Origin of the sequence: Alsobacter metallidurans, from assembly GCF_014636935.1 — a bacterium.
Taxonomy (GTDB): Bacteria; Pseudomonadota; Alphaproteobacteria; order Rhizobiales; family Beijerinckiaceae; genus Alsobacter; species Alsobacter metallidurans.
Genome location: NZ_BMES01000002.1, coordinates 419,151 through 441,610 on the forward strand (window position 1 = coordinate 419,151; position 22,460 = coordinate 441,610).

Genomic DNA, 22,460 nt, shown 5'->3' on the forward strand with positions numbered 1-22,460 from the left:
GCCCCGGCGCCTCGGTTGCTTCGCTGTCGGCTCGCGAGGACGAGCGCCGCCCAATCGGACGAACCGCCCATGCCCTACATCGCTCTCGAACGCCTGACCAAGCGCTACGGCGACCATCTCGCCGTGGACGCTCTCGATCTCGCGGTCGAGAAGGGCGAGTTCATCTCGCTGCTGGGACCGTCCGGCTGCGGCAAGACCACGACCCTGCAGATGATCGCCGGCTTCGTGGAGCCGACCGGCGGGCGCGTGATGCTGGACGGCGTCGACCTCGGGGCCATGAAGCCGAACCGGCGCGGCCTCGGGATCGTGTTCCAGAGCTACGCGCTGTTTCCGCACATGACCGCGGCCGAGAACGTCGCGTTCGGGCTCGAGATGCGCGACGTGCCGCGCGCCGAGCGCGAGAAGCGCGTGGCCGAGACGCTGGCGTTGGTGGGGCTTTCGGGCTTCGCCGACCGTTATCCCAAGCGCATGTCGGGCGGGCAGCAGCAGCGCGTCGCGCTGGCCCGCGCGCTGGTGATCAAACCCGCCATCCTGCTGCTGGACGAACCCCTCTCCAACCTCGACGCCAAGCTGCGCGAGGAAATGCAGATCGAGCTGCGCTCGATCCAGCGGATCAGCGGCGCCACCACCATCCTGGTCACGCATGACCAGGCCGAGGCCATGGCGCTGTCCGACCGCATCGTGCTGATGAACAAGGGCCGGGTGGAACAGATCGCCCGCCCGGACGAGGCCTATGCGCGCCCGGCTTCCGCCTTCGTGGCCAACTTCCTGGGCAAGACCAACCTCCTGAACGGAGCAATCGAAAGCACTCCGCAGGGCCCGGTGCTGGTCGTCGGCGGCCTGCGCCTTCCCGCCCCGGCCGGCGCCGGATCGGGCCCGCAATCGGTGGCGGTGCGGCCGGAGCGCATCGCCTTCGCGTCAGGGACGGCGGGCGTGTCAGGCCGGGTGACCATGCGAGTGTTCCAGGGGCTGCACTGGTTGCTGCAGGTCGACAGCGAGGCCGGGCCGCTCACGCTGGTGCGCCCCAATGACGGCTCGCCAGTCCCCGCCGAAGGCGAGACGGTCGCCCTCACCTTCTCGACGCAGGACTTCGCCCTGCTGCCGGCCGGGGACGCGCCGTGAGCGAGCGTCCGAAAGCTGCGCCCTACCTGCTGGCCGGGCCGACCGCTCTGGTCTTTCTCGGGCTGGTGCTCATCCCGCTCGCCATGACGGTGCTGCTCTCCTTCTACGACTGGGGCCAGTACAAGGGCATCGTGCCGGAGTGGACGCTGAAGAACTGGCGCGAGATGGTCGCGGATGATTACTTCGCCAGCGTCTTCCTGCGCACCTTCCGCATCGCCATCCTGGTCACGCTGGCCTGCGTGGCGATCGGCGTCCCCGAGGCCTACATCCTCAACCGCCTGAGCCCGGGCTGGCGCAGCGTGTCGCTGCTCGCCATCCTGGGGCCGCTGCTCGTGTCCGTGGTGGCGCGCACGCTGGGCTGGGCGCTGCTGTTCGGCTCCACCGGCGTGGTCAACCAGGGCCTGATGAAGCTCGGCCTCATCGCCGCGCCCCTGCCCTTCATGTTCACCGAAACGGGTGTGATTGTCACGCTCACGCACGTGCTCGCGCCGTTCATGGTGCTGGCCGTCTGGGCCGCGCTGCAGCGGCTCGATCCGCAGGTCGAGAACGCCGCCGGCTCGCTCGGCGCCTCGGCGTTCACGACGTGGCGCCGCGTGATCCTGCCCCAGATCGTGCCGGGCGTCCTGTCTGGGTCTGTGATCGTTTTCGCGCTCGCGGCCAGCGCCTTCGCGTCGCCCGCCATAATCGGCGGCCGACGGCTCAAGGTGGCCGCCACCCTGGCGTATGACGAGTTCCTGAACACCCTCAACTGGCCCCTCGGCGCAGCCGTCGCGACGCTGCTGCTGGTCGCGCTCGTGGCCATCATCGTGGGCTCGAACCGGCTGATCGAACGCCGCTATGCGCAGGTGTTCGAGTGAGCCGCAACGGTTCCTTGGCCACGGCCTTCCACCTCCTGTTCGTCACCTTCATGCTGGCGCCGCTCGCCATTGTGTGCGCGGTCGCATTCACGCCCGAGGGCTACCTGTCCTTGCCGACGAATGGCTTCAGCCTGCGCTGGTTCCGGCAGATCCTGGCCTATCCGGAATTCCTGCGGGCGTTCTGGGCCAGCCTCTGGCTCGCGGCCCTCTCGTCCACCATCGCGATCGCGCTGTCGGTGCCGGCCGCTCTCGCCATCGCGCGCTACCGGTTCCCCGGCCGCGAGGCGCTGACGGCGCTGTTCCTGTCGCCCCTGATGGTGCCGCACGTGGTGCTCGGCATCGCGTTTCTGCGGTTCTTCACGCAGGTCGGGCTGGCGGGCACCTTCACCGGGCTGGTGCTCAGCCACGTGATCGTCGTGATCCCCTTCGCGCTACGCCTCGTGCTGGCGGCGTCCTACGGCATCGACGCGCGCATCGAGCATGCCGCCGTGTCGCTGGGGGCCAGTCCGATGACGGTGTTCCGCCGCGTCACCATCCCGCTCATCCTGCCCGGCGTCGTGTCCGGCTGGATGCTGGCCTTCATCAACTCCTTCGACGAAGTCACCATGACGGTCTTCGTCGCCTCGCCCGCCACCGTCACGCTGCCGGTGCGCATGTTCCTCTACATCCAGGACAACATTGACCCGCTGATCGCCTCCGTTTCGGCCTGCCTCATCGCCCTCACGGCCGTGATGCTGCTCGTGCTGGACCGCATCTTCGGGCTCGATCGTCTTTTCGTCGGAGCCGGAAAGGGCTGACCTGCCGTGTCCCTCACCACCCCCCAATCGGAGCCTGACGTCGTCGTCATCGGCGGCGGCCTCGTCGGCGGCGCCATGGCGTATGGCCTGGCCCGCGCCGGCGCGCGCGTCTGCGTCCTCGATGAAGGCGATCTCGCGCTGCGCGCCTCGCGCGGCAATTTCGCGCTGGTCTGGGTCCAGTCCAAGGGCATGGGGATGCCCGAATATGCCGCCTGGTCGAAGCGCTCGGCCGACGCCTGGCATGAACTCGCCGCCCTGCTGCGCGACGAGACCGCGATCGACGTCGCCCACAGCCAGCCCGGCGGCTTCACGCTGTGCCTGTCGGACGCCGAACTCCAGCAGCGCGTCGACGGCATGACGCGCCTGCACAACCAGATCAACATGGTTGAATACGGCTACGAGGTTCTCGACCACGCCGAAACAAAGCGGCGGCTCCCCGATATCGGCAAGGACGTGGCCGGCTCGATCTACAGCCCCATCGACGGCCACGTGAATTCGCTGCGCCTGTTCCGAGCGCTGCACGAGGCGCTCCAGCGCCGCGGCTCGGACTACCGGCCCAACTGCGCCGTGGAGGCGATCACGCCCGAGAATGGCGGCTTCCGCATCACCGGCCCCTGGGGCGAGATCCGCGCGCCCAAAGTGGTGCTCGCCGCCGGCCTCGGCAACGCCCGGCTCGCCCCCATGGTGGGTCTCGACGCGCCCGTGCGGCCCAGCAAGGGCCAGGTGATCGTCACCGAGAAGACCGCTCCCTTCCTGCACAATCCCATGGTGACGGTGCGCCAGACCGACGAGGGCGGCGTGATGATAGGCGACAGCCAGGAAGACCTCGGCTTCGACACCGTCGTCACCCAACCCATCATTTCGCTCATGGCCGAGCGCGCCGTTCGCATGTTTCCGCGCCTGGCGGGGCTCAATGTCGTGCGCACCTGGTCGGCGCTCCGGGTCATGAGCCCGGACGGCTTCCCGATCTACGAGCAGTCCACCGCTCACCCGGGCGCCTTCGTGACCACCTGCCACTCGGGCGTGACGCTCGCCGCCAACCATGTGCTGACGCTTGCGCCCGCCATTCTGGCCGGCGCCCTGCCGGACGTGGTCGCGCCCTTCAACGCCCGGAGGTTCAATGTTCCGGCCCATGCTTGATCCCGGCGCGCCGGCGGGCGCCCCTTTGCGCTTCACCTTCGACGGCGTCGTCATGACGGCCCGCGCCGGCGACACTGTCGCGGCGGCGTTGCTCGCCAACGGCGTCGCGGTGAACCGCGAGACCCCCGTCTCGGGCGCCCCGCGCGGCGCCTATTGCATGATGGGCGTCTGCTTCGAGTGCCTGGTCGTGATCGACGGCGTCGGCAACCGGCAGGGCTGCCTCGTCCCGCTGGAGGACGGCATGCGCATCGAAACGCAGCATGGCGCTCGCCAGGCCGAGTTCCGCGAGGGGATCGAGGCATGAACCGCATCGACGACGTCGCCGCCCTGCGCGATGCTTATGACCTCGCTGTCGTGGGCGCCGGCCCGGCCGGCCTGGCGGCCGCCGCCACGGCGAGCGAACTGGGCCTCTCGGTTCTCCTCGCCGACGAGAACCCCACCCCCGGCGGCCAGATCTATCGCAGCGTCACCACGACCCCGATCCAGCGCCGCGCCGTGCTGGGCGAGGACTACTGGGCCGGACAGGCCGTGGTGGACCGGTGCGAGCGCAGCTCCGCAGATTATGCCGCCCGCACCACGGTGTGGACCGTCGGCCGGACGGAGCTGGTCGCCGGCGGCGAAGGCTTCGAGGTCGGCGTCTCGGCCGGCGGGCAGGCCCGGCTCGTGGACGCGCGGCGCGTCATCCTGGCGACAGGCGCGCTGGAGCGACCCATGCCGATCCCCGGCTGGACGCTGCCCGGCGTCATGACTGCAGGTGCCGCCCAGATCGCATTGAAGAGCTCGGGCCTTGTGCCGGAGGGCCGTGTCGTGCTCGCCGGCTGCGGCCCCCTGCTCTACCTGCTGGCTTCACAGCTCGAGGCCGCCGGCGCGAACATCGTCGCCGTGCTGGACACGAGCGATCGCCGCCACGCGCTGGCGGCCGCCGCCGCGGTTCCGGACTTTCTCCGGTCTCCCTATCTCGCGAAGGGCCTGCGCCTCGTGCTGAACGTCCGCCGCAAGCTGCGCTTCCGCGGCGGCGTCACCGGCCTGCGCGCGGAGGGCGACGGCCGTGTCCAGCGCGTCGTGGTGGAGCGCGGCGCCGCGCGCGAAACGCTCGCCTGCGACATGCTGCTGCTGCACCAGGGCGTGATCCCCAATCCCAACATGACCAGCGCGGTCGGCTGCGAGCAGGCCTGGGACGACGAGCAGCGCTGCTGGACGCCCAGGCTCGACGCCTGGTTCGGCGCGAGCGTGCCGGGGATCGCCATCGCGGGCGACGGCGCCGGGATCGGCGGCGCCGAGAGCGCGGCCTTGCGCGGCGAGGTTGCGGCGCTGGACGCAGCGCACCGCATCGGCCGCATCGACGAAGCCGAACGCGACCGCCGCGCCGCGCCGGTCCGCTCCGCGCTGCAGAAGTCGATGCGCGGCCGCCGCTTTCTCGACCTCATGTATCGGCCCGCCCCGGCCTTCCTGGCGCCGCAGGACCCATCCACGATTGTCTGCCGCTGCGAGGAAGTCACGGCCGGCCAGCTTCGCGAGACCACGCGCAGGCTCGGCGTCCAGGGCCCTAACCAGATGAAGACCTTCCTGCGCTGCGGCATGGGGCCCTGCCAGGGCCGCCTCTGCGGCTCTACCGTCACCGAGATCATCGCCGAGGTGCGCGGCGTCAGCCCCGCCGAAGTCGGCGCCTACCGGCTGCGCCCTCCCGTGAAGCCCATCACGCTGGGCGAACTGGCCAACCTCCCCAAAACCGACGCCGCCATCAAGGCCGTCTGCCGCTGACCCCCAAAGGACACCATCAATGACCATCAAGCGCGCCATCCGCACCCCCATCATGCACCGCGTCGTCGAGGCGAACGGCCTCGTTTTCGTCGGCGGCACGATCGCGGACGACACCACCGCCTCCATGGGCGGCCAAACCGAGCAGATCCTAGCCAAGATCGACGGCTACCTGGCCGAAGCCGGAACGGACCGCACCCGGCTGGTCGCGGCCACGATCTTCGTGACCGATCTCGGCAAGAAGAAAGAAATGGACGCCGCATGGACCGCCTGGCTCACGCCCGAGACCCTGCCTGTGCGCGCCACAGTGGGCGTAGCGGATCTGGGCGGCGGCGCCCTGATCGAGATCGTGGTCACGGCCGCCAAGGCCTGAGCCTCGTGGCCTCGGCGCCAGGGAGGCACTATAACGACTGATCAACTCCTGGAGGCGTCGATGGGCTCGCGCACGCTCGTGTTCTACGGATCCTACCGCTCGGACCGGGCAGGCATCCGGCTCGCCGACTACATCGTCCGGGGCCTCGCGGCGCGCGGCGACGACGTCGAGTTCATCGACGCCAAAGCCGTGGGCCTGCCCATGCTCGACCGCATGTACAAGGAATATCCCGCCGGCGAGGCGCCTGCCGCCATGGAGGAGCTCGCCGGGAAAATCCGCGCCGCCGACGCCTTTGTGTTCGTGACCGGCGAGTACAATTGGGGCGTCCAGCCCGGCCTCAAGAACCTCACCGACCACTTTCTCGAGGAGTGGTTCTGGCGGCCGGCCGCCGTCGCCAGCTATTCGGCTGGCCGCCTCTCCGGCGCGCGCTCGAACTCCGCCTGGCACGCCACGCTGTCCGAGATGGGCATGGTGGTGATCTCGAGCAGCCTCACGGTCGGGCCGATCGGCGAGACGCTGGACGAGCAGGGCCAGCCCACCGGCAAGGCCGGCCAGTCTCTCGACCGCGCCTTCGGACGTTTCGCGGATGATCTCGACTGGTGGACCGAGGCCGCCCGCGCGCAGCGCGAACGCCGCAAGCCGCCCTACTGACTCGCGTCGCCGCAGGCGAACAAAACGCCCTCAGAGATCGTCGAGCATCAGATCCGGGTGCGTCGACAGCAGCCCCTGCGCGGTGTCGAGCACGATGCTCAGATGCTCCGCCAGCATCGACTCGGCCTGCGCGGGATCACGCGCCAGAACCGCGGCCAGAATGGCGCGATGCTGGGCGACCAGCAGCGCCACCGGCGTGACGTTGGGCAGGCTCAGGAAGCGGATGCGGTCGAACTGCGCCTTCTGGTTCTCGACCACGGACCAGAGGTCCCCGAGCCCCAACGCGTTCGCGATGGTTCGGTGAAACGCGTCATCCGCGTCGGTGAAGCGCTCGGCGTCGCCGGCCGCTTCTTCCTGCGCGGCGATCGCGGCTTCAAGCACGCTCACGGTCTGGTCGGAAATGCCCTGCTCGGCCGCCTCGCGAATGATCGCGAGCTCGAGCGCATTGCGGACAAAGCGCGCACGCTTCACGGCGCGCAGCGAGATGCGCGTCACGAAGGTGCCGCGCTGCGGCAGCACGTGGATCAAGCCATCGTCCACCAGCCGGACAATGGCTTCGCGCACGGGCGTCCTGCTGGTCATGAACCGCAAGCCGAGGTCTTTTTCGGAGAGTTGCTCGCCCGGGCGAAGCCGCAGGCGGATGATGTCGCGGCGGACTGTCGCGTAGATCTCGGAGGCGCTGGCGGGCTCATGACCCGGTCTGAACAGCAGAGCCTTGCCTGACACTGTTTCCCCCGCGCGGCGTTCGCCATTTTCTTGACAGAACCTGACTAGCATACAAGTATGCCGGACACCAGACGAGCTATGCTCGCCGTGCGTGAACGCAATCAAAAGCGCTGCCGAAGCAGCACATCCCGGGAGGACGACCTTGGCATCCATGATGAACCGCGCCGTGGCGCTGATCGCCCTGAGCTGGATCGCGGCCACGCCCGTCCAGGCCCAGGAGACCGTTCCCACCAACAGCCCGCGCGTGCAGGCCATTCAGAAAGCGGGCGCCCTGCGAGTCGGCGTCCTCGCCAATCCGCCGTGGCTGGTCGAGAACACCACCGGCGGCGGCGAGCAGTGGTCCGGCCCCGGCTGGACGCTCGCCAAGGAATACGCTCGCCTGCTCGGCGTGAAACTGCAGCCCGTGCCGGTCTCGCACGAGACCAAGGTCCCGGTGCTGGCCGCCAACCAGGTCGACATGACCATCTCGCCGCTTTCGGTCACGCCGCAGCGCCTCCAGGTGATCGATTTCATCACCTATGCGTCGACGAGCCTGTGCGTCTTCGGCCGCGCCGATAATCCGAAGGTGGCCAACGCCAAGAGCATCGACGAGTTCAACCAGGAAGGCGTCGTCGTCGCCTACTATACGGGCGGCGGCGAGGAGCATTGGGTGAAGACCCGCTTCCCCAAGGCGACCCTGCGCGGCGTCTCCACGGCCGGCACCGCCGCTCCCGTGGAAGAAATCATGGCCAAGCGCGCCGACATCACGCCCATCAACCGCATCCCTTGGGTTGCGCTGAACAAGAAGGTGAAGGGCCTGAAGGCCTTGCCGGAAGGCAACAACTGCCAGGACAGCAAGGAAATGGGCACCGACATCGGATCCGCCATCGACAAGAACCAGCCGGAATTCCTCGCCTGGCTCAAGGCCGTCGAGGCCCGGATGCAGAAAGACCTCACGGCCGAAGAAACGGCCATGATCGAGAAGATGTAATTCACAGCTTCTGCGCCGTCGGCTTGCGGCCGGCGGCGCGCGCCCCGAGCTGAAAAAGTCCCCATGGATCTCGACTTCTCACCGCTCCTGGACAGCTGGCGCTTTCTCGCGTCCGGCCTCGGCCTGACGCTGGCGCTGTCGGCGGCCGCCGTGCTGTGCAGTTTCGCGGCCGGCCTTCTCGTGGCGCTGGGCCGTCTCTACGGGCCGCGCTGGCTAAGCGTGATCCTCGTCTTCTACATCGACTCGATGCGGGCCATTCCGGTCTTTGTCGTTCTGGTCTGGATCTATTTCGCGGTGCCGATCCTCACCGGCCACACCTTCGCGCCGTTCTGGGCGGCGCTCACCGGCATCACCATCCACGTCGCCGCCTATGTGGCCGAGGTGGTGCGCGCCGGGCTCACCTCGATCCGCCGCGGCCAGGCGCAGGCCGGCTACGCGCTCGGCATGTCCACCGCGCAGGTGCTGCGCGTCATCCTGCTGCCGCAGGCGATCGTCCGCATGATGCCGGCCTTCGGCTCCATCGTGTCGGTCACCATCAAGGACACCGCCATCGCGGCCGTGATCGCGGTGCCGGAACTGATGCGCCAGGCCGAGACGCTGGCTGGCCAGACCTATCGACCCATCGAGATCTTCACGGCCGTGATGCTCATCTATTTCGTGATCATTTTCCCGATCACCCGGCTCATCGACCGCTTCTATGGTCGCGTCGCGCATCTGGGCCGGTCATGAACCTGGATTGGTCCATCGTCTGGAGCAGCCGCTGGCTGTTGCTGGAAGGCGCAGCCCTCACGGTGCTGCTCACCGCCCTGACCATGCTGATCTCGGTGCCGGGCGGCATCCTGCTCGCCCTGATGCGCGGGTCGCGCTTCAAGCCGGTGTCGCTGTTCGCCACGGGCTTCGTGGAGCTCTTCCGCAACCTGCCGCTGCTGCTGCTGGTCTACTGGGCTTTCTACGTGATGCCGGTGCTCACCGGCCTCGCCTTGTCGCCTTTTGTCACTGGCCTCACGGCGCTCTGCCTCAACGTTTCGGCCTATAATTCCGAGACCTTCCGGTCCGGCATCGCATCCATCCGCAAGGGCCAGGGCGAGGCCGGACTGGCGCTGGGCATGAGCCGCGCGCAGGTTTTCGGCGAGATCATCCTGCCGCAGGCCTGGCGGCGCGTGCTGCCCGTGCTGGCGAGCACCTGGGTTTCGCTCTTCAAGGACACGTCGCTGGTGTCCGTGATCGCGGTGGGCGAACTCGCCCATACGGCCATGCAGATCCGCTCGCAGAGCTTCCGCGTGCTGGAGATGTTGACCGCCATGGCGGCGATCTACTGGCTGATGGGCTACCCGCAGGCCAAGCTCGTCGACTGGATTCATCGCAAGTACGGAGTGCGGGAATGACCGCCCAGCCACGCAAGAACGCCGACCGCGCGCCCATGCTCGTCTACAAGGACGTGCGCAAGCGCTACGGCTCGTTCACGGCGCTGGACGGCGTCAGCCTGCACGTGAACCCCGGCGAGGTCGTGTGCCTCATCGGCCCGTCAGGCTCGGGCAAGTCGACCCTCCTGCGCTGCACCAACGGACTGGAGACGCTGGACGGCGGCGAGGTGCTGTTCGAGGGCAAGCCGCTGCCCAAGAGCGACGTCGAGATGCGCGGCGTACGCCAGCGCATGGGCATGGTGTTCCAGAATTTCGAGCTGTTCCCGCACAAGACCGCGCTGGAGAACGTCGCCACTGGCCTGATCACGGTCAAGAAGATGCCCGCCGACGAAGCCAACCGCCGCGCGATGGCGCTGATGGCCAAGGTCGGGCTCTCCGACAAAACCGCCAACTATCCCTCCAACCTCTCCGGCGGTCAGCAACAGCGCGTCGCCATCGCGCGTGCGCTCGCCATGGAGCCGCACGTGATGCTGTTCGACGAGCCCACCTCGGCGCTCGACCCCGAGACGGTGGGCGAGGTGCTGAACGTCATGCGCCAGCTCGCCCTGGAGGGCATGACGATGATCGTCGTCACCCACGAGATGAGCTTCGCGCGCCGCGTCGCCAGCTGGGTGGTGGTGTTCGAGAAGGGCAAGCTGCTCGAAGAAGGCCCGCCTACGCAGATCTTCGACGCGCCCCTGAAGGAGCGCACGCGCGACTTCCTCAGCCATCTCGGCTGGGACGGCTGACGCCGCCCTAGTAGGTCGCCCGCCCGCCCGAGATGTCGAACACGCCGCCCGTCGAGAACGAGCAATCGTCCGTGCACAGCCAGGCGACCAGCCGCGCCACTTCGTCGACCTCGACGAAACGCCCGGCCGGGATGCGGCCCTCGATCTCGGCCCGGCGCTCGGGCGAAATCAACTTCGCCATCGCAGTCTCGGCCGCCGCCGGCGTCACCGCCGTGACGACGATCTTTTCCCGCGCGGTTTCCTTGGCGAGCGTTTTGGTGAGCGCCAGCAGCGCCGCCTTGGAGGCCGCATAGGCCCCGGCGAGCGGCATGCCCTCCTTGCCCTGGATCGACGACATGTTGACCACGTGCCCGCGCATCGGCGCCGCCTCCTGCGCCAGCATGCGCCCCACCACGGCGCGCGCGACCAGGTAGGAGCCCACGAGGTTGACGTCCAGCACACGCCGGAAGTCTGCCGGCGACGTCTCCCAGATGGGCTTCACCTCGCCCAGTACGCCCGCATTGTTGACCAGCGCGTCGATGCGCCCGCCCTCCGCCACGGCGGAAACGGCGCGCTCTACCTGCGGTTCGTCGGTGATGTCCACCACACGGGCCGACACGCGCTTGCCGCCCAGTTCCGCGCAGGCGGCAGCAAGCGCCGGCTCCTGCAGGTCCCAGAGCTCCACCGAGGCGCCGCCCGCCAGCAGCGCCCGCGCGATGCCGACGCCGAAGCCTCCGGCCCCGCCGGTCACGATGGCGCGCTTGCCCGCCAGGTCATAGGCGTTCATCGGCTCAGCCCGCCGTCCAGGGCGTCTTGAGGCGGCAATATTCCAGCCGGTAGACGCCCACGACCGGCTCGCCCCGCACGGCGTCGCCGAGCGCCGCGAGCGCCGCATCCACACCGGCCCGCACATCCGCGGCCCCGCACCCCTCCACCAGCACGGCCCGCTCGGGCGCGGCCAGGATGTCGGTCCGGTCCCGGCTCTCCGCCGTGCGCTCGCCGCTGGCAGACGCGTCCGTCAGGCACAGATGCGCTCCCGTCACCCGCGGCAGCGCGGCGACGCGCGGCAGGACCTCCTCGGCGAGCAGGCGCTCCACCTGCGCCCGCCGCTCGTCCGCGATGTCGAAGCGCAGCGTCGCCAACATGCCGCCCTGCCCCGGGCCAAAGCTGGCGCGCACCCGCGTCAGCGCCCGGGAAGTGTTGCGGAACGCCTGCGTGGCCGATTTCGTCCAGGGCGTTGGCGCATTAAGGCGCTGGAGGTAGTCCTGCCCCACCAGCACCTGCGGGGTGTCGGTCTCGTAGAGCGTGAAGAACTCCGGCGCGGTCGCGGCGTCGTCCCGGATATAGCGTCGGCCGCGGCGGAACCCGGGCGTCCCGACGCGCTCGGGCATGTGCTCGCCCAGGTGCCACGCGTAGAACTCGTCCCGGCCCTCCGGGGCGATGTCGTTCCAGATCAGCACCGCGCCTTCACCCGCCAGCATCGGCGTCCTCCCTCACTGGCTTTCGCGTCACGAGCCGCTCTTGGCTGCGAACTCGTTGGTGAAGAATGCGTCCGCGGCCTTGTCCGTCTGCAGGTCCTGGTACTGTTTCATCAGGTCCACGGTGTCCTGCCAGTCCTTGAGCGCGAACTGGCCCATGGGCAGGGACTTGGACGCCTCGGAGGTCATCAGGCCGATGCCGGCCTTCAGCTGCGCCATCGCGAGATCGGCCTCCATGTCGGCCTTCACCTTCTGCCCGGCCTTGATCGAAGCCTCCGGCTCCTTCACGGCGGCCTGGAAGCTGCGCACGGTCGCCTTCACGAAGCGCCGCACGAGGTCCGGGTTCGCCTTCAACGTCTCCTCGTTGGCCACGATCGTGAGACCGACCGTGTTGACGCCGTTGGCCGCGTAGCCGAAATCCACCAGCGGCACGCCTTGCCGGGGCAGCGTGATCGACTGGTTGTCGAGGCCCGCCATCAGGCCCTCGGCCTTCTTCTCGGCAACCGCCACCATCTTGCCCGCGCCCTCGACGCGCAGCACCTTCACCTTGGCGGCGTCGACGCCGTTGCGGGCGAACAGCGCCGGCAGGAGCTGCAGGCCGGCCTCGCCGGGCGCGCTCGCGACCGTCTTGCCCTCGAAATCCTTCAACGTCTTGATGCCCGAATCCGCACGCGCCGACAGCGCATAGGGCGACGAGTTCGTCACCGCCATCACGGCCCGCACCGGCGCGCCTTTGGTGACGCCCGCCACCACCGACCCGCCGTCCGCCAGCCCGAAGGTGTCGCCCTTGGCTCCCACGGTCTGCACCGCCCGCACCGAGCCCTGGCCCTCGCCGATGGTGAGGTCGATGCCCTCGTCCTTGTAGTAGCCCCGCTCCACGCCGAGATAGAACGGCGTGTGGAAGCCATATGCGATCCAGTTCAGCCGAAACGTGACCTTGTCCTGCGCGGCCGCGGGTGCGGCCGTGAGCAGCGTGGCGGCCAGCAGGCCCAGAATGGTTGAGCGCTTCATGTGATCCTCCCCTTGTTGTTGGTCACGGATTGCCGGACAGCTCCGGCTCCGTGTTTCGGCGCGAGACGTGCCACGGGATGGCGATGCGCTCGACGGCCTCAACGGCCGCATAAAGCGCCAGGCCCATGATGCTGATCACCAGGATGGTGGCGAACGCCATGGGGGTGTCGAGATTGTTGGAATAGCCCACCAGCAGATAGCCGAGCCCCCGGTCGGAGGCGACGAACTCTGCCACCAGCGCGCCGGTCGCCGACAGCGCGGCAGACACCTTGAAGCCGGTGAATAGCGTCGGCAGCGCATGCGGCAGCTGCACCTTCCAGAAAATGCGCCCCGGACCCGCGCCGGTCGCGCGGGCAAGGTCGATGATGTCGGTGTCCACCGAGCGGAACGCCGAAACGGCGCTCACGACGATCGGGAAGAACGACAGCAAAAAAACCAGCAAGACCTTGGGGAGCAGCCCGTAGCCGAACCAGATCAGAAACAGCGGCGCCACGGCGATCTTCGGCACGATCTGCAGAAACACGATCACCGGGTAGAGCGTCTCGCGAAAGCTCTGCGAGAACGCCACCAGCAAGGCCAGCAGCACGCCCACCGCCACGGCCAGCACATAGCCGATCAGCATCGGCTGCAGCGTCGCGAGCGCCCCGTCCAGGATGGTCGGCATGCGGGCGAACATCTGCGTCATCACGACGGACGGCTTTGGCAGGATGTAGGGCTTCACGCCCAGCGCCAGCACGGCGAATTCCCAAATGGCGAAGATCGCCGCGAAAGTGGCGACAACTTTCCAATGGTCGAGCACGATCCGGCGCACGGCGCCCATCCGGCATCCTCCCTGCCCCGCTGTGCCGCGGGATCGATGACGGTGGCGAGTTGACGCCGACCCGTCGGACTTCCTACATTGAACATCGTTCCACAAAGAACGGGGTTCGGCAATATGCGGGTTGTAAAGTCGCAGCTGCACAGCGCGCTCGACCTGATCGAGGCGCTCTCGCGCTCATCGGCGCCCTGCGGCGTGTCCGATCTTGCGGGCCAGCTCAACCTGCCGAAAAGCGGCGTGCACCGCTTGCTGGGCCAACTCGTCGAAAAGGGCTGGGCCGAGCAGGACCCGGTAACCCAGCGCTACCGCCTGTCGCTGCGCTTCGCCCTGATGGGCAAGCGCATGCTGGCCGAAGCGCGGATCGAGGACATCTGCCAGCCCATTCTGGACGCCGTCGCGCGCGAGACCGGCGAGCTGGTGCGGCTCTCCTGCGTGCAAGACCGGCGCCTCGCATGGCTGGGCTCGGCCCAGGGCGCGCCGCCCGGCCTCATGTATGCGCCATCGATGACGGGCCGCATCCCCCTTCACGCCACCGCCAACGGCAAGGCCTGGCTCTCGACGCTGCCCGAGAAAGAGGCTGTCGGCATCCTTCTGCAGGAAGGCCTGACCGACACCGGCGCGAGCGGCCCCAACGCCATCCGCGATCTCGACGGTCTGGTGAGCGACCTGCGCCGCACCCGCGAAAGCGGCTGGGCCATCGCACTGGAGGAAGCCGAGGCCGGCATCGTCGCCATCGCGGCCCCGATCCTGCCCGATGGCGAAACCGCGATCGGCGCGGTCAGCGTCGCCGGACCGGTGCAACGCATTCCGCCGGAGCGTCACGAGCGGCTCGCAGATCGCGTCCGCGCGGCGGCGGCCGAGCTCGCCGAACGCTGGCCCATTCCTGTTCTGTCCCCCTCGGCCCGGAGAACCGCCTGATGTCGATCAGCCTGCGCAATGTCGGCAAGACCTACCGCCGCGGCGGCATGGCCACGCATGCGCTCGACCGCGTCGATCTCGACATCGCCGAAGGCGAGTTCGTCGCCATCGTGGGCCCGTCCGGTTGCGGAAAATCCACGCTGCTGCGGCTTTTGTCCGGGCTGCTGCCGGCGAGCACGGGCGAGATCCTGGTCAACGGCGCCCCGGTCACGAAGCCGAGCGGCGAAATGGGCATCGTGTTTCAGGCTCCGGTGCTGCTGGATTGGCGCAGCGTGCGCGACAATCTCCTGTTCCAGGTCGAGATGCGGGGCCTGAAGAAGGCCGACTACACGGCCCGCGCGGACGATCTTCTGCGCCGCGTCGGCCTGGCGGAATTCGCCGACCGTTATCCCTACGAGTTGTCCGGCGGCATGCGGCAGCGATGCGCCATCGCGCGATCGCTGATCCATGATCCCGTGATGCTGATCATGGACGAGCCTTTCGGCGCGCTCGACGCGCTGACCCGCGAGCAGATGCGGCTCGATCTCGAGGCGCTCTGGATGGCGACACGCAAGACCGTGCTGTTCATCACGCACTCCATTGATGAAGCCGTGCTGCTCTCGGACCGCGTGGTCGTAATGAGCCCCCGCCCCGGCCGCATCGAGCGGATCATCCCGGTCGCGATGCCGCGACCGCGTGGCCTCGAGGGTCGCAAGAGCCCCGAATTCATGCGCATCTCGGACGAGATCACCGACATCTTCCTGTCGCGCGGCGTCCTCACCGCTGGCGTCGGGGCCGGGCCGTGAGCAGCCTCGGCGACGAGGCGAGGCCGGTCTTCGACGAGGTCGCGGCCGTTCTCGACGCCATCCCGCCCCCGCGTCTGGACGCCATCGTGGAAGCAATCGCGGCCGCAGGGACCTGCGCGCTTTACGGCCAGGGCCGCACAGGCCTCGTCATGCAGGCGTTCGCGATGCGGCTGCACCATCTCGGCGTCGCCGCGCATGTCGTCGGGGCCATGAACGCCCCGCCGCTCGGGCCGGGCGATCTCTTCCTGGTCAACGCCGCCAAAGGCGACCTTCCGACCGGTCTCGCGCTGATCGCCTCCGCCCGGCGCGCCGGCGCGCGGATCGCGCTGTTCACGGCGGCGGTGGACAGCGACGCGGCGCGCACGGCCGACCATGTCGTCCCGATCCCGGCCGGAATGGGCGGAGCCGCCACGCCGTCCAGGCTGGCGATGGGCGGAACCTACGAGTTTGCTTTGTTGACCGTGACGGAGCTGATCGTGCTGCGCTTGATGAAGCGCCTCCACGTAACGGAAGCCGCCATGTGGTCGCGCCACGCCAACCTGCTGTAAACGGGGTCGCGCGCCACAACAACGCTGACGGGCTGAAGGGTGTTCACCAGAACGACAACAGCCGTCCAGCGCCCCAGGCCAGGAAGCCGACCCAGCACACCACCGCAACCACGCAGGTCCCGCCCAGCGACACAGCCACGACGGTGTCGCTCACCTCCACGGGCGTGCGGTCATCGTCTTTCGCGGCGGAGAGCAGGTCGGCGCGGATCATGGCGAGGTGGGCCCTGTGAGATGGGCGGGTGGTCCGATCGTGCGCCGACCCTATTAACGCAGACTTAACGAATCAACGGCGCATTGCTGGCCCATTCGAGCTAACCCTTTCGCTCCACCGCCGGGCGTACTTAGGTTCAAAAGCAACTTTCCCGTAACTTGCATTCGGCGCCGGGACTCCGGCAATTTTAATCATGTTCGCGACAATCCAGCGTTCGGATTAATCCAGATTGAATCTGATTTGATTTCACTTCGCGTATAAAGCATGGATGTCATCGCTGAATTGAAGCGATGTTTTCGTCCCAGCGTCTTGGGGGACCTATGTGGTACGCGATACTGGATCTCCTCAGCCTCGCTATCTTTGTCGAGATCGCCGCGCGTGCGCCGCTCGTCGAGGAGTGGTGACCGGCCGCTCACGCCATAATGGCTCCGAAGGGCCGTCTCATTCCCGTGGATAACGCAAAGGCGCGAGCGGATAGCCGCCCGCCCCCTCGGGCGAGCGGCGTTGTTTAACGCACCGATTAATGGGCCGACGGGTAATCGCTGTAGCCCTTGGGTCCCGGCGTATAGAACAGCTTGTCGTTGGGCGCCGCCAGCGGCGTCCCATCCCTCAGGCGCTCCACCAGATCCGGATTGGCGATAAAGGGCCGGCCGAACACAACGGCTTGGATCAACCCGGACTGCAACGCGGCTTCGCCCGTTTCGGCCGTGTAGCCGCCCGCCGCCAGCATCGGCCCCTTGATGCGGGCGCGCAGCGCCTGCAGGGCCGCATCGGGATCGCCCGCGTTGTTCAGCGCCGCCGCGAACGAGTCGGCCTTCATCACGTGCACATAGGCCATGTCGGCCGTCGGAAGCGCGTCAAGGAGCGCAAGATGCGTCTCCAGCGGGTTCGCGTCCACGAGGTCGTTGAACATGTGGCCGGGCGAGATGCGGATGCCCGTCCGGTCCGCCCCGATCGCGGCCGCGACCGCCTGGGTGGTCTCCACCACGAAGCGGATGCGCCCGCTTACCGAGGAGCCGTAGCCGTCCGCGCGCTGGTTGGTGTTGCTGCTCAGGAACTGGTTCAGCAGGTAGCCATTGGCGGCGTGCAGCTCGACGCCGTCGAAGCCGGCCGCGATCGCGTTGCGGGCCGCCTGCGCAAACTCCTCGATCAGCCCCGGCAGTTCGGCCGTCTCGAACGCGCGCGGCGCCGGATAGGGCTGCATCTGCTTCTGGTCGGTCCACATCGTGCCGGCCGGCGTGACGGCGGAGGGCGCCACGGGCTCGTCCGGGATCTGGCGGTTCAACGAATGCGCGATCCGGCCCGCATGCATGATCTGCAGCACGATCTTGCCGCCGCGCGCATGCACGGCGTCGGTGACCTGCTTCCAGGCCGCGATCTGCTCGGGCGTATGGATGCCGGGCGTGCGGCAATAGCCCTGGCCGGCGAAGCTGGGCTGCGTGCCTTCGGCGATGATGAGGCCCGCCGAGGCGCGCTGGGCGTAATAATCCACCACGTGAGGCTGGGGCACGCCCATGGCGTCGGCGCGCTGGCGCGTCAGCGGGGCCATCACGATGGAGTTCGCCAGGCGCAAGGCGCCGAGTTGCGTGGGCTTGAACAGAAGAGTCATGTGGGAAATCCGGTTTCGTGAGCACGACAGCGTCACGCACCGCATCTATGCGCTTCGCGGAAGGTTTGTAGGTGGCCGCGATGACGATGCCGTGATGGCCGCGGTTCCGCTTGGCGGCGCGAGCCATATTGACGGCCGCGTTTCCCATTCGGCCCCAGACCTGATACTAATCCCATGAGCCTTGCGGCCGACGTCTGGTCGGCAGCCTTGGCGTGATTTCGAGCGTGTGCGCTTGCCAGGGCCGCCCAGGCGAACCAACCGGCCGCAGCAAGCGCCGCCACCCCGCGCATCACGCGCATGAACGATTTGGAGCACCATGACTGCCTTCAAGGCGCCGCGTCTGCAGGACCGGCTCAAGCAGGCCGATTCAGCCCGCCAGGCGGCGGCGGCCGCCTTCCGCGAGCGCGCGGCCGCGAGCGGCCCGGCGCAGGCCGAGCGGATGGAAAAGCAACGCGCCGTGACGGAGGCCCGCGAGGCCCGCGCGGCCGAGAGGGCCGCCCGCAAGGCGGTCGAACAGGCCGAGCGCCAGCAGGCCCAGGCCGCCGAGGCGGAAGCCAAGCGCGCCGCGGCGGAAGCCAAGGTTCTGGCCGACGCCGAGCAGGCTGCGGCGCAGAAGGCCGAGCGCGACCGGCGCTACGCCGCGCGCAAAGCCCGCTCAAAATGATTTCGGGGTCACGCCGGCAAGCCGAGAGAGGGATCTCATGAACACCAAGAACAGCTCCCCGCAGGACGCCAAGCAGAGGGCGGGTCGCGCCTTCGAGAAGGCGGCGCAGCGCAAGAGCGAGAGCGACGTGCGGGTCGAGGAGCAGCGCAAGGCTGATCTGTCGCTCGCCGCCAAGATCAAGGGCCTGCGCGAGCTGCGCATGCAGCGCGACGCCGCCCAGGCCGAGGAAGCCGCCAACGCTCCCCCGCCCGTGAAGGTGGTGAAGAGCCGCAAGAAGGCGCCGGTCGCCGAGTAAGGCTCCGACCGGATTGGCCCTCGCGGGCTGGCCGCCGGCGGCTTCGCCGTCGGCAACGCTCAAGCTCCGCCATGAAAGAAGCCGCCTCTCCGGGGCGGCTTTTCTCGTTTCCGGGGAGACAGTTGCGCGCTTTGCGCCTTGCAGGCCAGGAGACTTCAACGATCGTCGGGCGGGTAGGAACCAAGTGGCGAACTGGTTTGTTTGCAAGCGTGCGCTGACGCCCGAAGCGCCCTGTGCAGGACCAACCGTGCCGCAACCCTCTCCCCGTACGCCCACCGGAATCGAAGGGCTCGACGCCATCCTGGGCGGTGGCCTCACGGCGGACCGCCTCTATCTGGTGGAGGGCACTCCCGGCACCGGCAAGACCACCCTGGCTCTGCAGTTCCTGCTCGAGGGCCACCGCCTGGGCGAGCGCGGCCTCTACGTCACCCTGTCCGAGACCGCCAGCGAGCTGCGCGCCGTCGCGGTGACGCATGGCTGGAACCTTGATGGCGTCGAACTTGTGGAGCTGGTGCCCGAGCTGGAGCTGGAGCCCGACTACGAGCAGACGCTCCTGCACCCATCCGAGGTCGAGCTGGGCGAAACCGTCCGCGGCGTCATGGAGCGGTTCGAGCAGTTCAAGCCCAAGCGGCTGGTGCTCGATAGCCTCTCCGAGCTGCGCCTTCTGGCGCAAAACCCGCTTCGGTACCGCCGCCAAATCCTGGCGCTGAAGCAGTTCTTCGCCACCCGCTCCTGCACCGTGCTGGTGCTGGACGACCGAACGTCGCAGCCGGGCGACCTCCAACTCCACAGCATCGCGCACGGGGTGATCTCGCTCGACCAGTCCGCCACCGGATTCGGCGCCGAGCGGCGGCGCCTGCGCATCATCAAGATGCGCGGCCTCAGCTACAGCGGCGGCTACCACGACTTCGCCATCCGCACCGGCGGAATGGCGGTTTACCCCCGCATGGTGGCGTCGGAGCACCCCGGCGCGGCGCCGCAGCAAAAGGTCACGACCAGCGTCCCGGAGCTCGACCACCTGCTCGGCGGCGGCCTCGTCGCCGGAACCACCACGCTGCTCAGCGGTCCCGCCGGCGTCGGAAAAACCACGGTGGCGGTGCGCTGCATGGTCTCGGCCCTGCAGCAGGGCCACAAGGCCATGTATTTCCTGTTCGACGAGCGCCTGCCCACCCTGCTGGTGCGTTCCGCCGACCTCGGCATGGACCTACAACCCTTTCTGGACAGCGGCGCGCTCACGATCCGGCAGATCGACCCGGCCGAGCTGTCGCCTGGCGAGTTCGCGGTGTCGGTCCGCCGTTCCGTGGAGAACGGCGCCAGGGTGGTGCTGGTCGACAGCCTGAACGCCTACCTGCAGGCGATGCCCGAGGAGCGGCACCTGACCCTGCAGATGCACGAGCTCCTGACCTATCTCGGCCAGCAGGGGGTGCTCACCATCATGATCCTCGGCCAGCATGGCCTCGTCGGCGACATCCGCTCCGACATCGACCTCAGCTACCTCGCCGACACCGTGCTGCTCCTGCGCTTCTTCGAGGCCGACGGCGAGGTCCGCAAGGCCATCTCAGTGATCAAGACCCGCACCACCGACCATGAGCGCACCATCCGCGAATTCGTGGTGGACCGTCGTGGGCTGAGCGTGGGCGAACCGCTGCGCCAGTTTGCGGGCGTGCTCAGCGGCGCTCCAGAGTATCGCGGCGATCCCGGCCCCCTGCTCGGCCCGAACGCCCAGGCGGTCTCGCATGCCCTCGGCCAAGGCGCCAACGGCGTCGACGATGAGTGACGCCCGCGTCCTGGTCCTCGCTCCGATTGGCCGAGACGCCGCCGTGGCCGTTGCGCTGCTGGGCCGCAACGGCCTGGCGGCCGACGCCGTCGAGGACCTTCCCGAACTCACCCGCGAACTCGCCCAAGGCGCCGGCGCGGCCGTGATCGCCGAGGAGGCGCTGTCGGGCGACGGCCTCGACGACCTCGTCAGCTGGCTCGACGGCCAGCCCCCGTGGTCGGATTTCCCCCTCATCGTGCTCGCCAATGGCCACAAGGGCGTGCGCTCGCCGCGCGCCTTCGAGCGGCTGGACCGCCTGCGCAACGTCGTGCTGCTGGAGCGCCCGCTGCATGCTGAGAGCATGGTGCGAGCCGTGCGCTCAGCCCTCAACGCCCGCCGCCGCCAATACGAGGCGCGCGACCACCTCGCCCGTTCGCGCGAGGAATTGGAGCGCCTCGTGATCGAGCGCACCCGCGAACGCGAGGAGGCGCTGGCGCTGCTGCACGAAGCCCAGAAGATGGAGACCATCGGCCAGCTGACCGGCGGCGTGGCGCATGATTTCAACAACCTGCTTACGCCCGTGATGGGCAGCCTCGACCTGCTGCGTCGGCGGATCGGCCCTGACGACGCCCGCTCGCAGCGCCTCGTCGAGACCGCCCTGCAGGCGAGCGGCCGGGCCGCCACGCTGGTGCAGCGCCTTCTCGCCTTCGCGCGCCGGCAGGATCTGCAGCCCCGCGCCGTGGACGTCGGCGAGCTGCTCGCCGGCATGGAGGACCTGGTCCGCCGCTCCATCGGCCCCACGGTCGAGGTGGTGGTGCGCGCGCAATCCGATCTCCCGTCCGCCCGCGTCGATCCCGGCCAGCTTGAGCTCGCCATCCTCAATCTGGCGATCAACGCCCGCGACGCCATGCCGACCGGCGGCGTGCTCACAATCGAGGCGTCGATCTGCGCCAATGACGACCCCCACCCCGCCCGCGTGCCCGCCGGCTCCTATGTCCGGATCTCCGTGTCCGACACGGGCGAAGGCATGGACGAGGCGACGCTGCGCCGCGCCGTGGAGCCGTTCTTTTCAACCAAGGGCCTCGGCAAGGGCACCGGCCTCGGGCTCTCCATGGTGCACGGCATGGCGGCGCAGTCGGGCGGCGACCTGCAACTCGCAAGCACCCCGTTGGTAGGCACCCGCGCTGATCTGCTGCTGCCCGTTGCGGATGAAGTCGCCGCGCCAGCTGAAAAAAACCACTACGACGCCGTCGCGCCGGCCCGTTCCGGCACGGTTCTGCTGGTGGACGACGAGGACCTCGTGCGCCGGGGCACCGCCGAAATGCTGATCGACCTCGGCTACTCGGTGATCCAGGCCGGCTCGGGGGCCGAGGCGCTGCGCGTGCTGCGGGCCAAGGACACGGCAGTCGACATGCTGGTGAGCGACTACCTGATGCCGGCCATGAACGGCGCCGATCTCGTGATGGAAGCCGCCAAGCTGCGCCCGGGTATCGCGGCGCTGCTCATTACCGGTTACGCCAACCTCACCCAGGGCCTCGGCAACGAGTTGCCCCGCCTCGCCAAGCCCTTCCGCCAGGCCGAACTCGCGGCCCGCATTGCCGAGCTCCTTGCGGGGAAATCCAGCGAGGCCCCCATGGCCGCGCAGGCGAGCGCCTAGAGCGCCATCCCACCGGATAACCCGCGCGCAACCTCCGCTTTGTCGACGGCCTCGACCGACGCGGCGCGACCGCGCTGGAAAGCGTCGGCCCCGCGGGAGCGCGCGCCCTGCCGTCGTGAAGCATGGGCGACGGCCGCTCGCGCGTTGCGAATCCCCCGGCCCGCGACCTGGTGCGCCTATTTTACC

General features: G+C 68.7%; 26 protein-coding genes. 19 read left to right on the top strand and 7 right to left on the bottom strand.

The genetic code is table 11. The annotated features are described in order from the left end of the window. The first annotated feature begins 69 nt into the window (after positions 1-69). Genes IEV99_RS12250 through IEV99_RS12285 form a run of 8 tightly spaced genes read left to right on the top strand, consistent with a single transcriptional unit; the run spans position 70 to position 6,698 of the window. The gene (locus IEV99_RS12250) at positions 70-1,122 is read left to right on the top strand and encodes an ABC transporter ATP-binding protein (RefSeq protein WP_188518074.1); all 1,053 of its coding nucleotides are present in this window, start codon (positions 70-72) and stop codon (positions 1,120-1,122) included. 26 nt (positions 1,123-1,148) lie between these two features. Then, positions 1,149-1,979, top strand: a complete 831-nt coding sequence (locus tag IEV99_RS12255) for an ABC transporter permease (protein ID WP_371875808.1) — start codon at positions 1,149-1,151, stop codon at positions 1,977-1,979. Beyond that, complete coding sequence (locus tag IEV99_RS12260; RefSeq protein ID WP_188518075.1) at positions 1,976-2,776, top strand: ABC transporter permease; 801 nt, start codon at positions 1,976-1,978, stop codon at positions 2,774-2,776. Before IEV99_RS12255 ends, IEV99_RS12260 begins: the two co-directional genes overlap by 4 nt. A gap of 6 nt (positions 2,777-2,782) precedes the next feature. Further along, complete coding sequence (locus IEV99_RS12265; RefSeq protein ID WP_188518076.1) at positions 2,783-3,916, top strand: NAD(P)/FAD-dependent oxidoreductase; 1,134 nt, start codon at positions 2,783-2,785, stop codon at positions 3,914-3,916. Continuing rightward, complete coding sequence (locus IEV99_RS12270) at positions 3,897-4,220, top strand: (2Fe-2S)-binding protein (RefSeq protein WP_188518077.1); 324 nt, start codon at positions 3,897-3,899, stop codon at positions 4,218-4,220. The genes IEV99_RS12265 and IEV99_RS12270 overlap by 20 nt, the downstream gene beginning before the upstream one ends. After that, a complete protein-coding gene (locus tag IEV99_RS12275; protein WP_188518078.1) occupies positions 4,217-5,677 on the top strand; it encodes an FAD/NAD(P)-dependent oxidoreductase in 1,461 nt (486 codons plus the stop codon). The genes IEV99_RS12270 and IEV99_RS12275 overlap by 4 nt, the downstream gene beginning before the upstream one ends. A gap of 19 nt (positions 5,678-5,696) precedes the next feature. Then, positions 5,697-6,047: a RidA family protein gene (locus IEV99_RS12280; protein ID WP_188518079.1), complete on the top strand. Its 351-nt coding sequence runs from the start codon at positions 5,697-5,699 to the stop codon at positions 6,045-6,047. A 60-nt stretch (positions 6,048-6,107) separates the two neighbouring features. Then, positions 6,108-6,698, top strand: coding sequence for an NADPH-dependent FMN reductase (locus tag IEV99_RS12285; RefSeq protein WP_188518080.1), 591 nt, complete (start codon positions 6,108-6,110; stop codon positions 6,696-6,698). Positions 6,699-6,728: 30 nt separating this feature from the next. Here the strand turns inward: IEV99_RS12285 and IEV99_RS12290 are convergent, their stop codons facing one another. Then, positions 6,729-7,577 carry a GntR family transcriptional regulator gene (locus IEV99_RS12290; RefSeq protein ID WP_210318659.1) on the bottom strand — a complete coding sequence of 283 codons (849 nt, stop codon included), beginning with the start codon at positions 7,575-7,577 and terminating at the stop codon, positions 6,729-6,731. Between IEV99_RS12290 and IEV99_RS12295 the strand changes: the two genes are divergently transcribed. From IEV99_RS12295 to IEV99_RS12310, 4 genes are all read left to right on the top strand, one after another. Next, on the top strand, positions 7,576-8,394 hold the full coding sequence (locus IEV99_RS12295; RefSeq protein WP_188519637.1) for a substrate-binding periplasmic protein: 819 nt from the start codon (positions 7,576-7,578) through the stop codon (positions 8,392-8,394). The two genes, IEV99_RS12290 and IEV99_RS12295, sit on opposite strands and share 2 nt — an antisense overlap. Before the next feature lie 63 nt (positions 8,395-8,457). Further along, positions 8,458-9,123, top strand: coding sequence for an amino acid ABC transporter permease (locus IEV99_RS12300; RefSeq protein ID WP_188518082.1), 666 nt, complete (start codon positions 8,458-8,460; stop codon positions 9,121-9,123). Beyond that, complete coding sequence (locus IEV99_RS12305; RefSeq protein ID WP_188518083.1) at positions 9,120-9,779, top strand: amino acid ABC transporter permease; 660 nt, start codon at positions 9,120-9,122, stop codon at positions 9,777-9,779. The genes IEV99_RS12300 and IEV99_RS12305 overlap by 4 nt, the downstream gene beginning before the upstream one ends. 35 nt (positions 9,780-9,814) lie before the next feature. Continuing rightward, positions 9,815-10,546, top strand: a complete 732-nt coding sequence (locus IEV99_RS12310) for an amino acid ABC transporter ATP-binding protein (protein WP_188519638.1) — start codon at positions 9,815-9,817, stop codon at positions 10,544-10,546. A 7-nt stretch (positions 10,547-10,553) separates the two neighbouring features. Here IEV99_RS12310 and IEV99_RS12315 read toward each other — a convergent pair whose 3' ends face one another. Genes IEV99_RS12315 through IEV99_RS12330 form a run of 4 tightly spaced genes read right to left on the bottom strand, consistent with a single transcriptional unit; the run spans position 10,554 to position 13,834 of the window. Then, positions 10,554-11,312 carry an SDR family NAD(P)-dependent oxidoreductase gene (locus IEV99_RS12315; RefSeq protein ID WP_188518084.1) on the bottom strand — a complete coding sequence of 253 codons (759 nt, stop codon included), beginning with the start codon at positions 11,310-11,312 and terminating at the stop codon, positions 10,554-10,556. Positions 11,313-11,316: 4 nt separating this feature from the next. Then, positions 11,317-12,006: a hypothetical protein gene (locus tag IEV99_RS12320; protein ID WP_188518085.1), complete on the bottom strand. Its 690-nt coding sequence runs from the start codon at positions 12,004-12,006 to the stop codon at positions 11,317-11,319. 27 nt (positions 12,007-12,033) lie between these two features. Next, positions 12,034-13,014 (bottom strand): ABC transporter substrate-binding protein, encoded by a 981-nt coding sequence (locus IEV99_RS12325; protein WP_188518086.1) that lies wholly within the window; start codon positions 13,012-13,014, stop codon positions 12,034-12,036. A 22-nt stretch (positions 13,015-13,036) separates the two neighbouring features. Further along, the gene (locus tag IEV99_RS12330; RefSeq protein WP_188518087.1) at positions 13,037-13,834 is read right to left on the bottom strand and encodes an ABC transporter permease; all 798 of its coding nucleotides are present in this window, start codon (positions 13,832-13,834) and stop codon (positions 13,037-13,039) included. A 114-nt stretch (positions 13,835-13,948) separates the two neighbouring features. On the opposite strand from IEV99_RS12330, the gene IEV99_RS12335 reads away from it, so the two are divergent. The 3 genes from IEV99_RS12335 to IEV99_RS12345 are packed head-to-tail and all read left to right on the top strand — an operon-like array spanning position 13,949 to position 16,082. Further along, on the top strand, positions 13,949-14,749 hold the full coding sequence (locus tag IEV99_RS12335) for an IclR family transcriptional regulator (RefSeq protein ID WP_188518088.1): 801 nt from the start codon (positions 13,949-13,951) through the stop codon (positions 14,747-14,749). Then, positions 14,749-15,534, top strand: coding sequence for an ABC transporter ATP-binding protein (locus IEV99_RS12340; protein ID WP_188518089.1), 786 nt, complete (start codon positions 14,749-14,751; stop codon positions 15,532-15,534). The genes IEV99_RS12335 and IEV99_RS12340 overlap by 1 nt, the downstream gene beginning before the upstream one ends. Further along, on the top strand, positions 15,531-16,082 hold the full coding sequence (locus IEV99_RS12345) for an SIS domain-containing protein (protein WP_188518090.1): 552 nt from the start codon (positions 15,531-15,533) through the stop codon (positions 16,080-16,082). Before IEV99_RS12340 ends, IEV99_RS12345 begins: the two co-directional genes overlap by 4 nt. A gap of 43 nt (positions 16,083-16,125) precedes the next feature. Here IEV99_RS12345 and IEV99_RS12350 read toward each other — a convergent pair whose 3' ends face one another. Both IEV99_RS12350 and IEV99_RS12355 read right to left on the bottom strand, forming a co-directional pair. Next, positions 16,126-16,293, bottom strand: coding sequence for a hypothetical protein (locus IEV99_RS12350; RefSeq protein ID WP_188518091.1), 168 nt, complete (start codon positions 16,291-16,293; stop codon positions 16,126-16,128). Between the two features lie 520 nt (positions 16,294-16,813). Next, complete coding sequence (locus IEV99_RS12355) at positions 16,814-17,902, bottom strand: alkene reductase (protein ID WP_188518092.1); 1,089 nt, start codon at positions 17,900-17,902, stop codon at positions 16,814-16,816. Positions 17,903-18,218: 316 nt separating this feature from the next. Here IEV99_RS12355 and IEV99_RS12360 point away from each other — a divergent pair, with 316 nt between their 5' ends. The 4 genes from IEV99_RS12360 (at position 18,219) to IEV99_RS12375 (ending at position 22,274) form a co-directional block, all read left to right on the top strand. Next, on the top strand, positions 18,219-18,566 hold the full coding sequence (locus tag IEV99_RS12360) for a DUF6481 family protein (RefSeq protein WP_188518093.1): 348 nt from the start codon (positions 18,219-18,221) through the stop codon (positions 18,564-18,566). Positions 18,567-18,603: 37 nt separating this feature from the next. Next, positions 18,604-18,861, top strand: a complete 258-nt coding sequence (locus IEV99_RS12365; RefSeq protein WP_188518094.1) for a hypothetical protein — start codon at positions 18,604-18,606, stop codon at positions 18,859-18,861. Positions 18,862-19,108: 247 nt separating this feature from the next. Next, positions 19,109-20,638, top strand: a complete 1,530-nt coding sequence (locus tag IEV99_RS12370; RefSeq protein ID WP_188518095.1) for an ATPase domain-containing protein — start codon at positions 19,109-19,111, stop codon at positions 20,636-20,638. Beyond that, positions 20,631-22,274, top strand: coding sequence for an ATP-binding protein (locus tag IEV99_RS12375; RefSeq protein ID WP_210318661.1), 1,644 nt, complete (start codon positions 20,631-20,633; stop codon positions 22,272-22,274). The genes IEV99_RS12370 and IEV99_RS12375 overlap by 8 nt, the downstream gene beginning before the upstream one ends. The last annotated feature ends 186 nt before the right edge of the window (positions 22,275-22,460 follow it).

Coding starts and splice junctions, on each gene's coding strand:
- IEV99_RS12250 (WP_188518074.1), top strand. CDS start 70: ATGCCCTACATCGCTCTCGAACGCCTGACCAAGCGCTACGGCGACCAT.
- IEV99_RS12270 (WP_188518077.1), top strand. CDS start 3,897: ATGTTCCGGCCCATGCTTGATCCCGGCGCGCCGGCGGGCGCCCCTTTG.
- IEV99_RS12275 (WP_188518078.1), top strand. CDS start 4,217: ATGAACCGCATCGACGACGTCGCCGCCCTGCGCGATGCTTATGACCTC.
- IEV99_RS12280 (WP_188518079.1), top strand. CDS start 5,697: ATGACCATCAAGCGCGCCATCCGCACCCCCATCATGCACCGCGTCGTC.
- IEV99_RS12285 (WP_188518080.1), top strand. CDS start 6,108: ATGGGCTCGCGCACGCTCGTGTTCTACGGATCCTACCGCTCGGACCGG.
- IEV99_RS12295 (WP_188519637.1), top strand. CDS start 7,576: ATGATGAACCGCGCCGTGGCGCTGATCGCCCTGAGCTGGATCGCGGCC.
- IEV99_RS12290 (WP_210318659.1), bottom strand. CDS start 7,577: ATGGATGCCAAGGTCGTCCTCCCGGGATGTGCTGCTTCGGCAGCGCTT.
- IEV99_RS12300 (WP_188518082.1), top strand. CDS start 8,458: ATGGATCTCGACTTCTCACCGCTCCTGGACAGCTGGCGCTTTCTCGCG.
- IEV99_RS12305 (WP_188518083.1), top strand. CDS start 9,120: ATGAACCTGGATTGGTCCATCGTCTGGAGCAGCCGCTGGCTGTTGCTG.
- IEV99_RS12310 (WP_188519638.1), top strand. CDS start 9,815: ATGCTCGTCTACAAGGACGTGCGCAAGCGCTACGGCTCGTTCACGGCG.
- IEV99_RS12315 (WP_188518084.1), bottom strand. CDS start 11,312: ATGAACGCCTATGACCTGGCGGGCAAGCGCGCCATCGTGACCGGCGGG.
- IEV99_RS12320 (WP_188518085.1), bottom strand. CDS start 12,006: ATGCTGGCGGGTGAAGGCGCGGTGCTGATCTGGAACGACATCGCCCCG.
- IEV99_RS12325 (WP_188518086.1), bottom strand. CDS start 13,014: ATGAAGCGCTCAACCATTCTGGGCCTGCTGGCCGCCACGCTGCTCACG.
- IEV99_RS12330 (WP_188518087.1), bottom strand. CDS start 13,834: ATGGGCGCCGTGCGCCGGATCGTGCTCGACCATTGGAAAGTTGTCGCC.
- IEV99_RS12335 (WP_188518088.1), top strand. CDS start 13,949: ATGCGGGTTGTAAAGTCGCAGCTGCACAGCGCGCTCGACCTGATCGAG.
- IEV99_RS12340 (WP_188518089.1), top strand. CDS start 14,749: ATGTCGATCAGCCTGCGCAATGTCGGCAAGACCTACCGCCGCGGCGGC.
- IEV99_RS12350 (WP_188518091.1), bottom strand. CDS start 16,293: ATGATCCGCGCCGACCTGCTCTCCGCCGCGAAAGACGATGACCGCACG.
- IEV99_RS12355 (WP_188518092.1), bottom strand. CDS start 17,902: ATGACTCTTCTGTTCAAGCCCACGCAACTCGGCGCCTTGCGCCTGGCG.
- IEV99_RS12360 (WP_188518093.1), top strand. CDS start 18,219: ATGACTGCCTTCAAGGCGCCGCGTCTGCAGGACCGGCTCAAGCAGGCC.
- IEV99_RS12365 (WP_188518094.1), top strand. CDS start 18,604: ATGAACACCAAGAACAGCTCCCCGCAGGACGCCAAGCAGAGGGCGGGT.
- IEV99_RS12375 (WP_210318661.1), top strand. CDS start 20,631: ATGAGTGACGCCCGCGTCCTGGTCCTCGCTCCGATTGGCCGAGACGCC.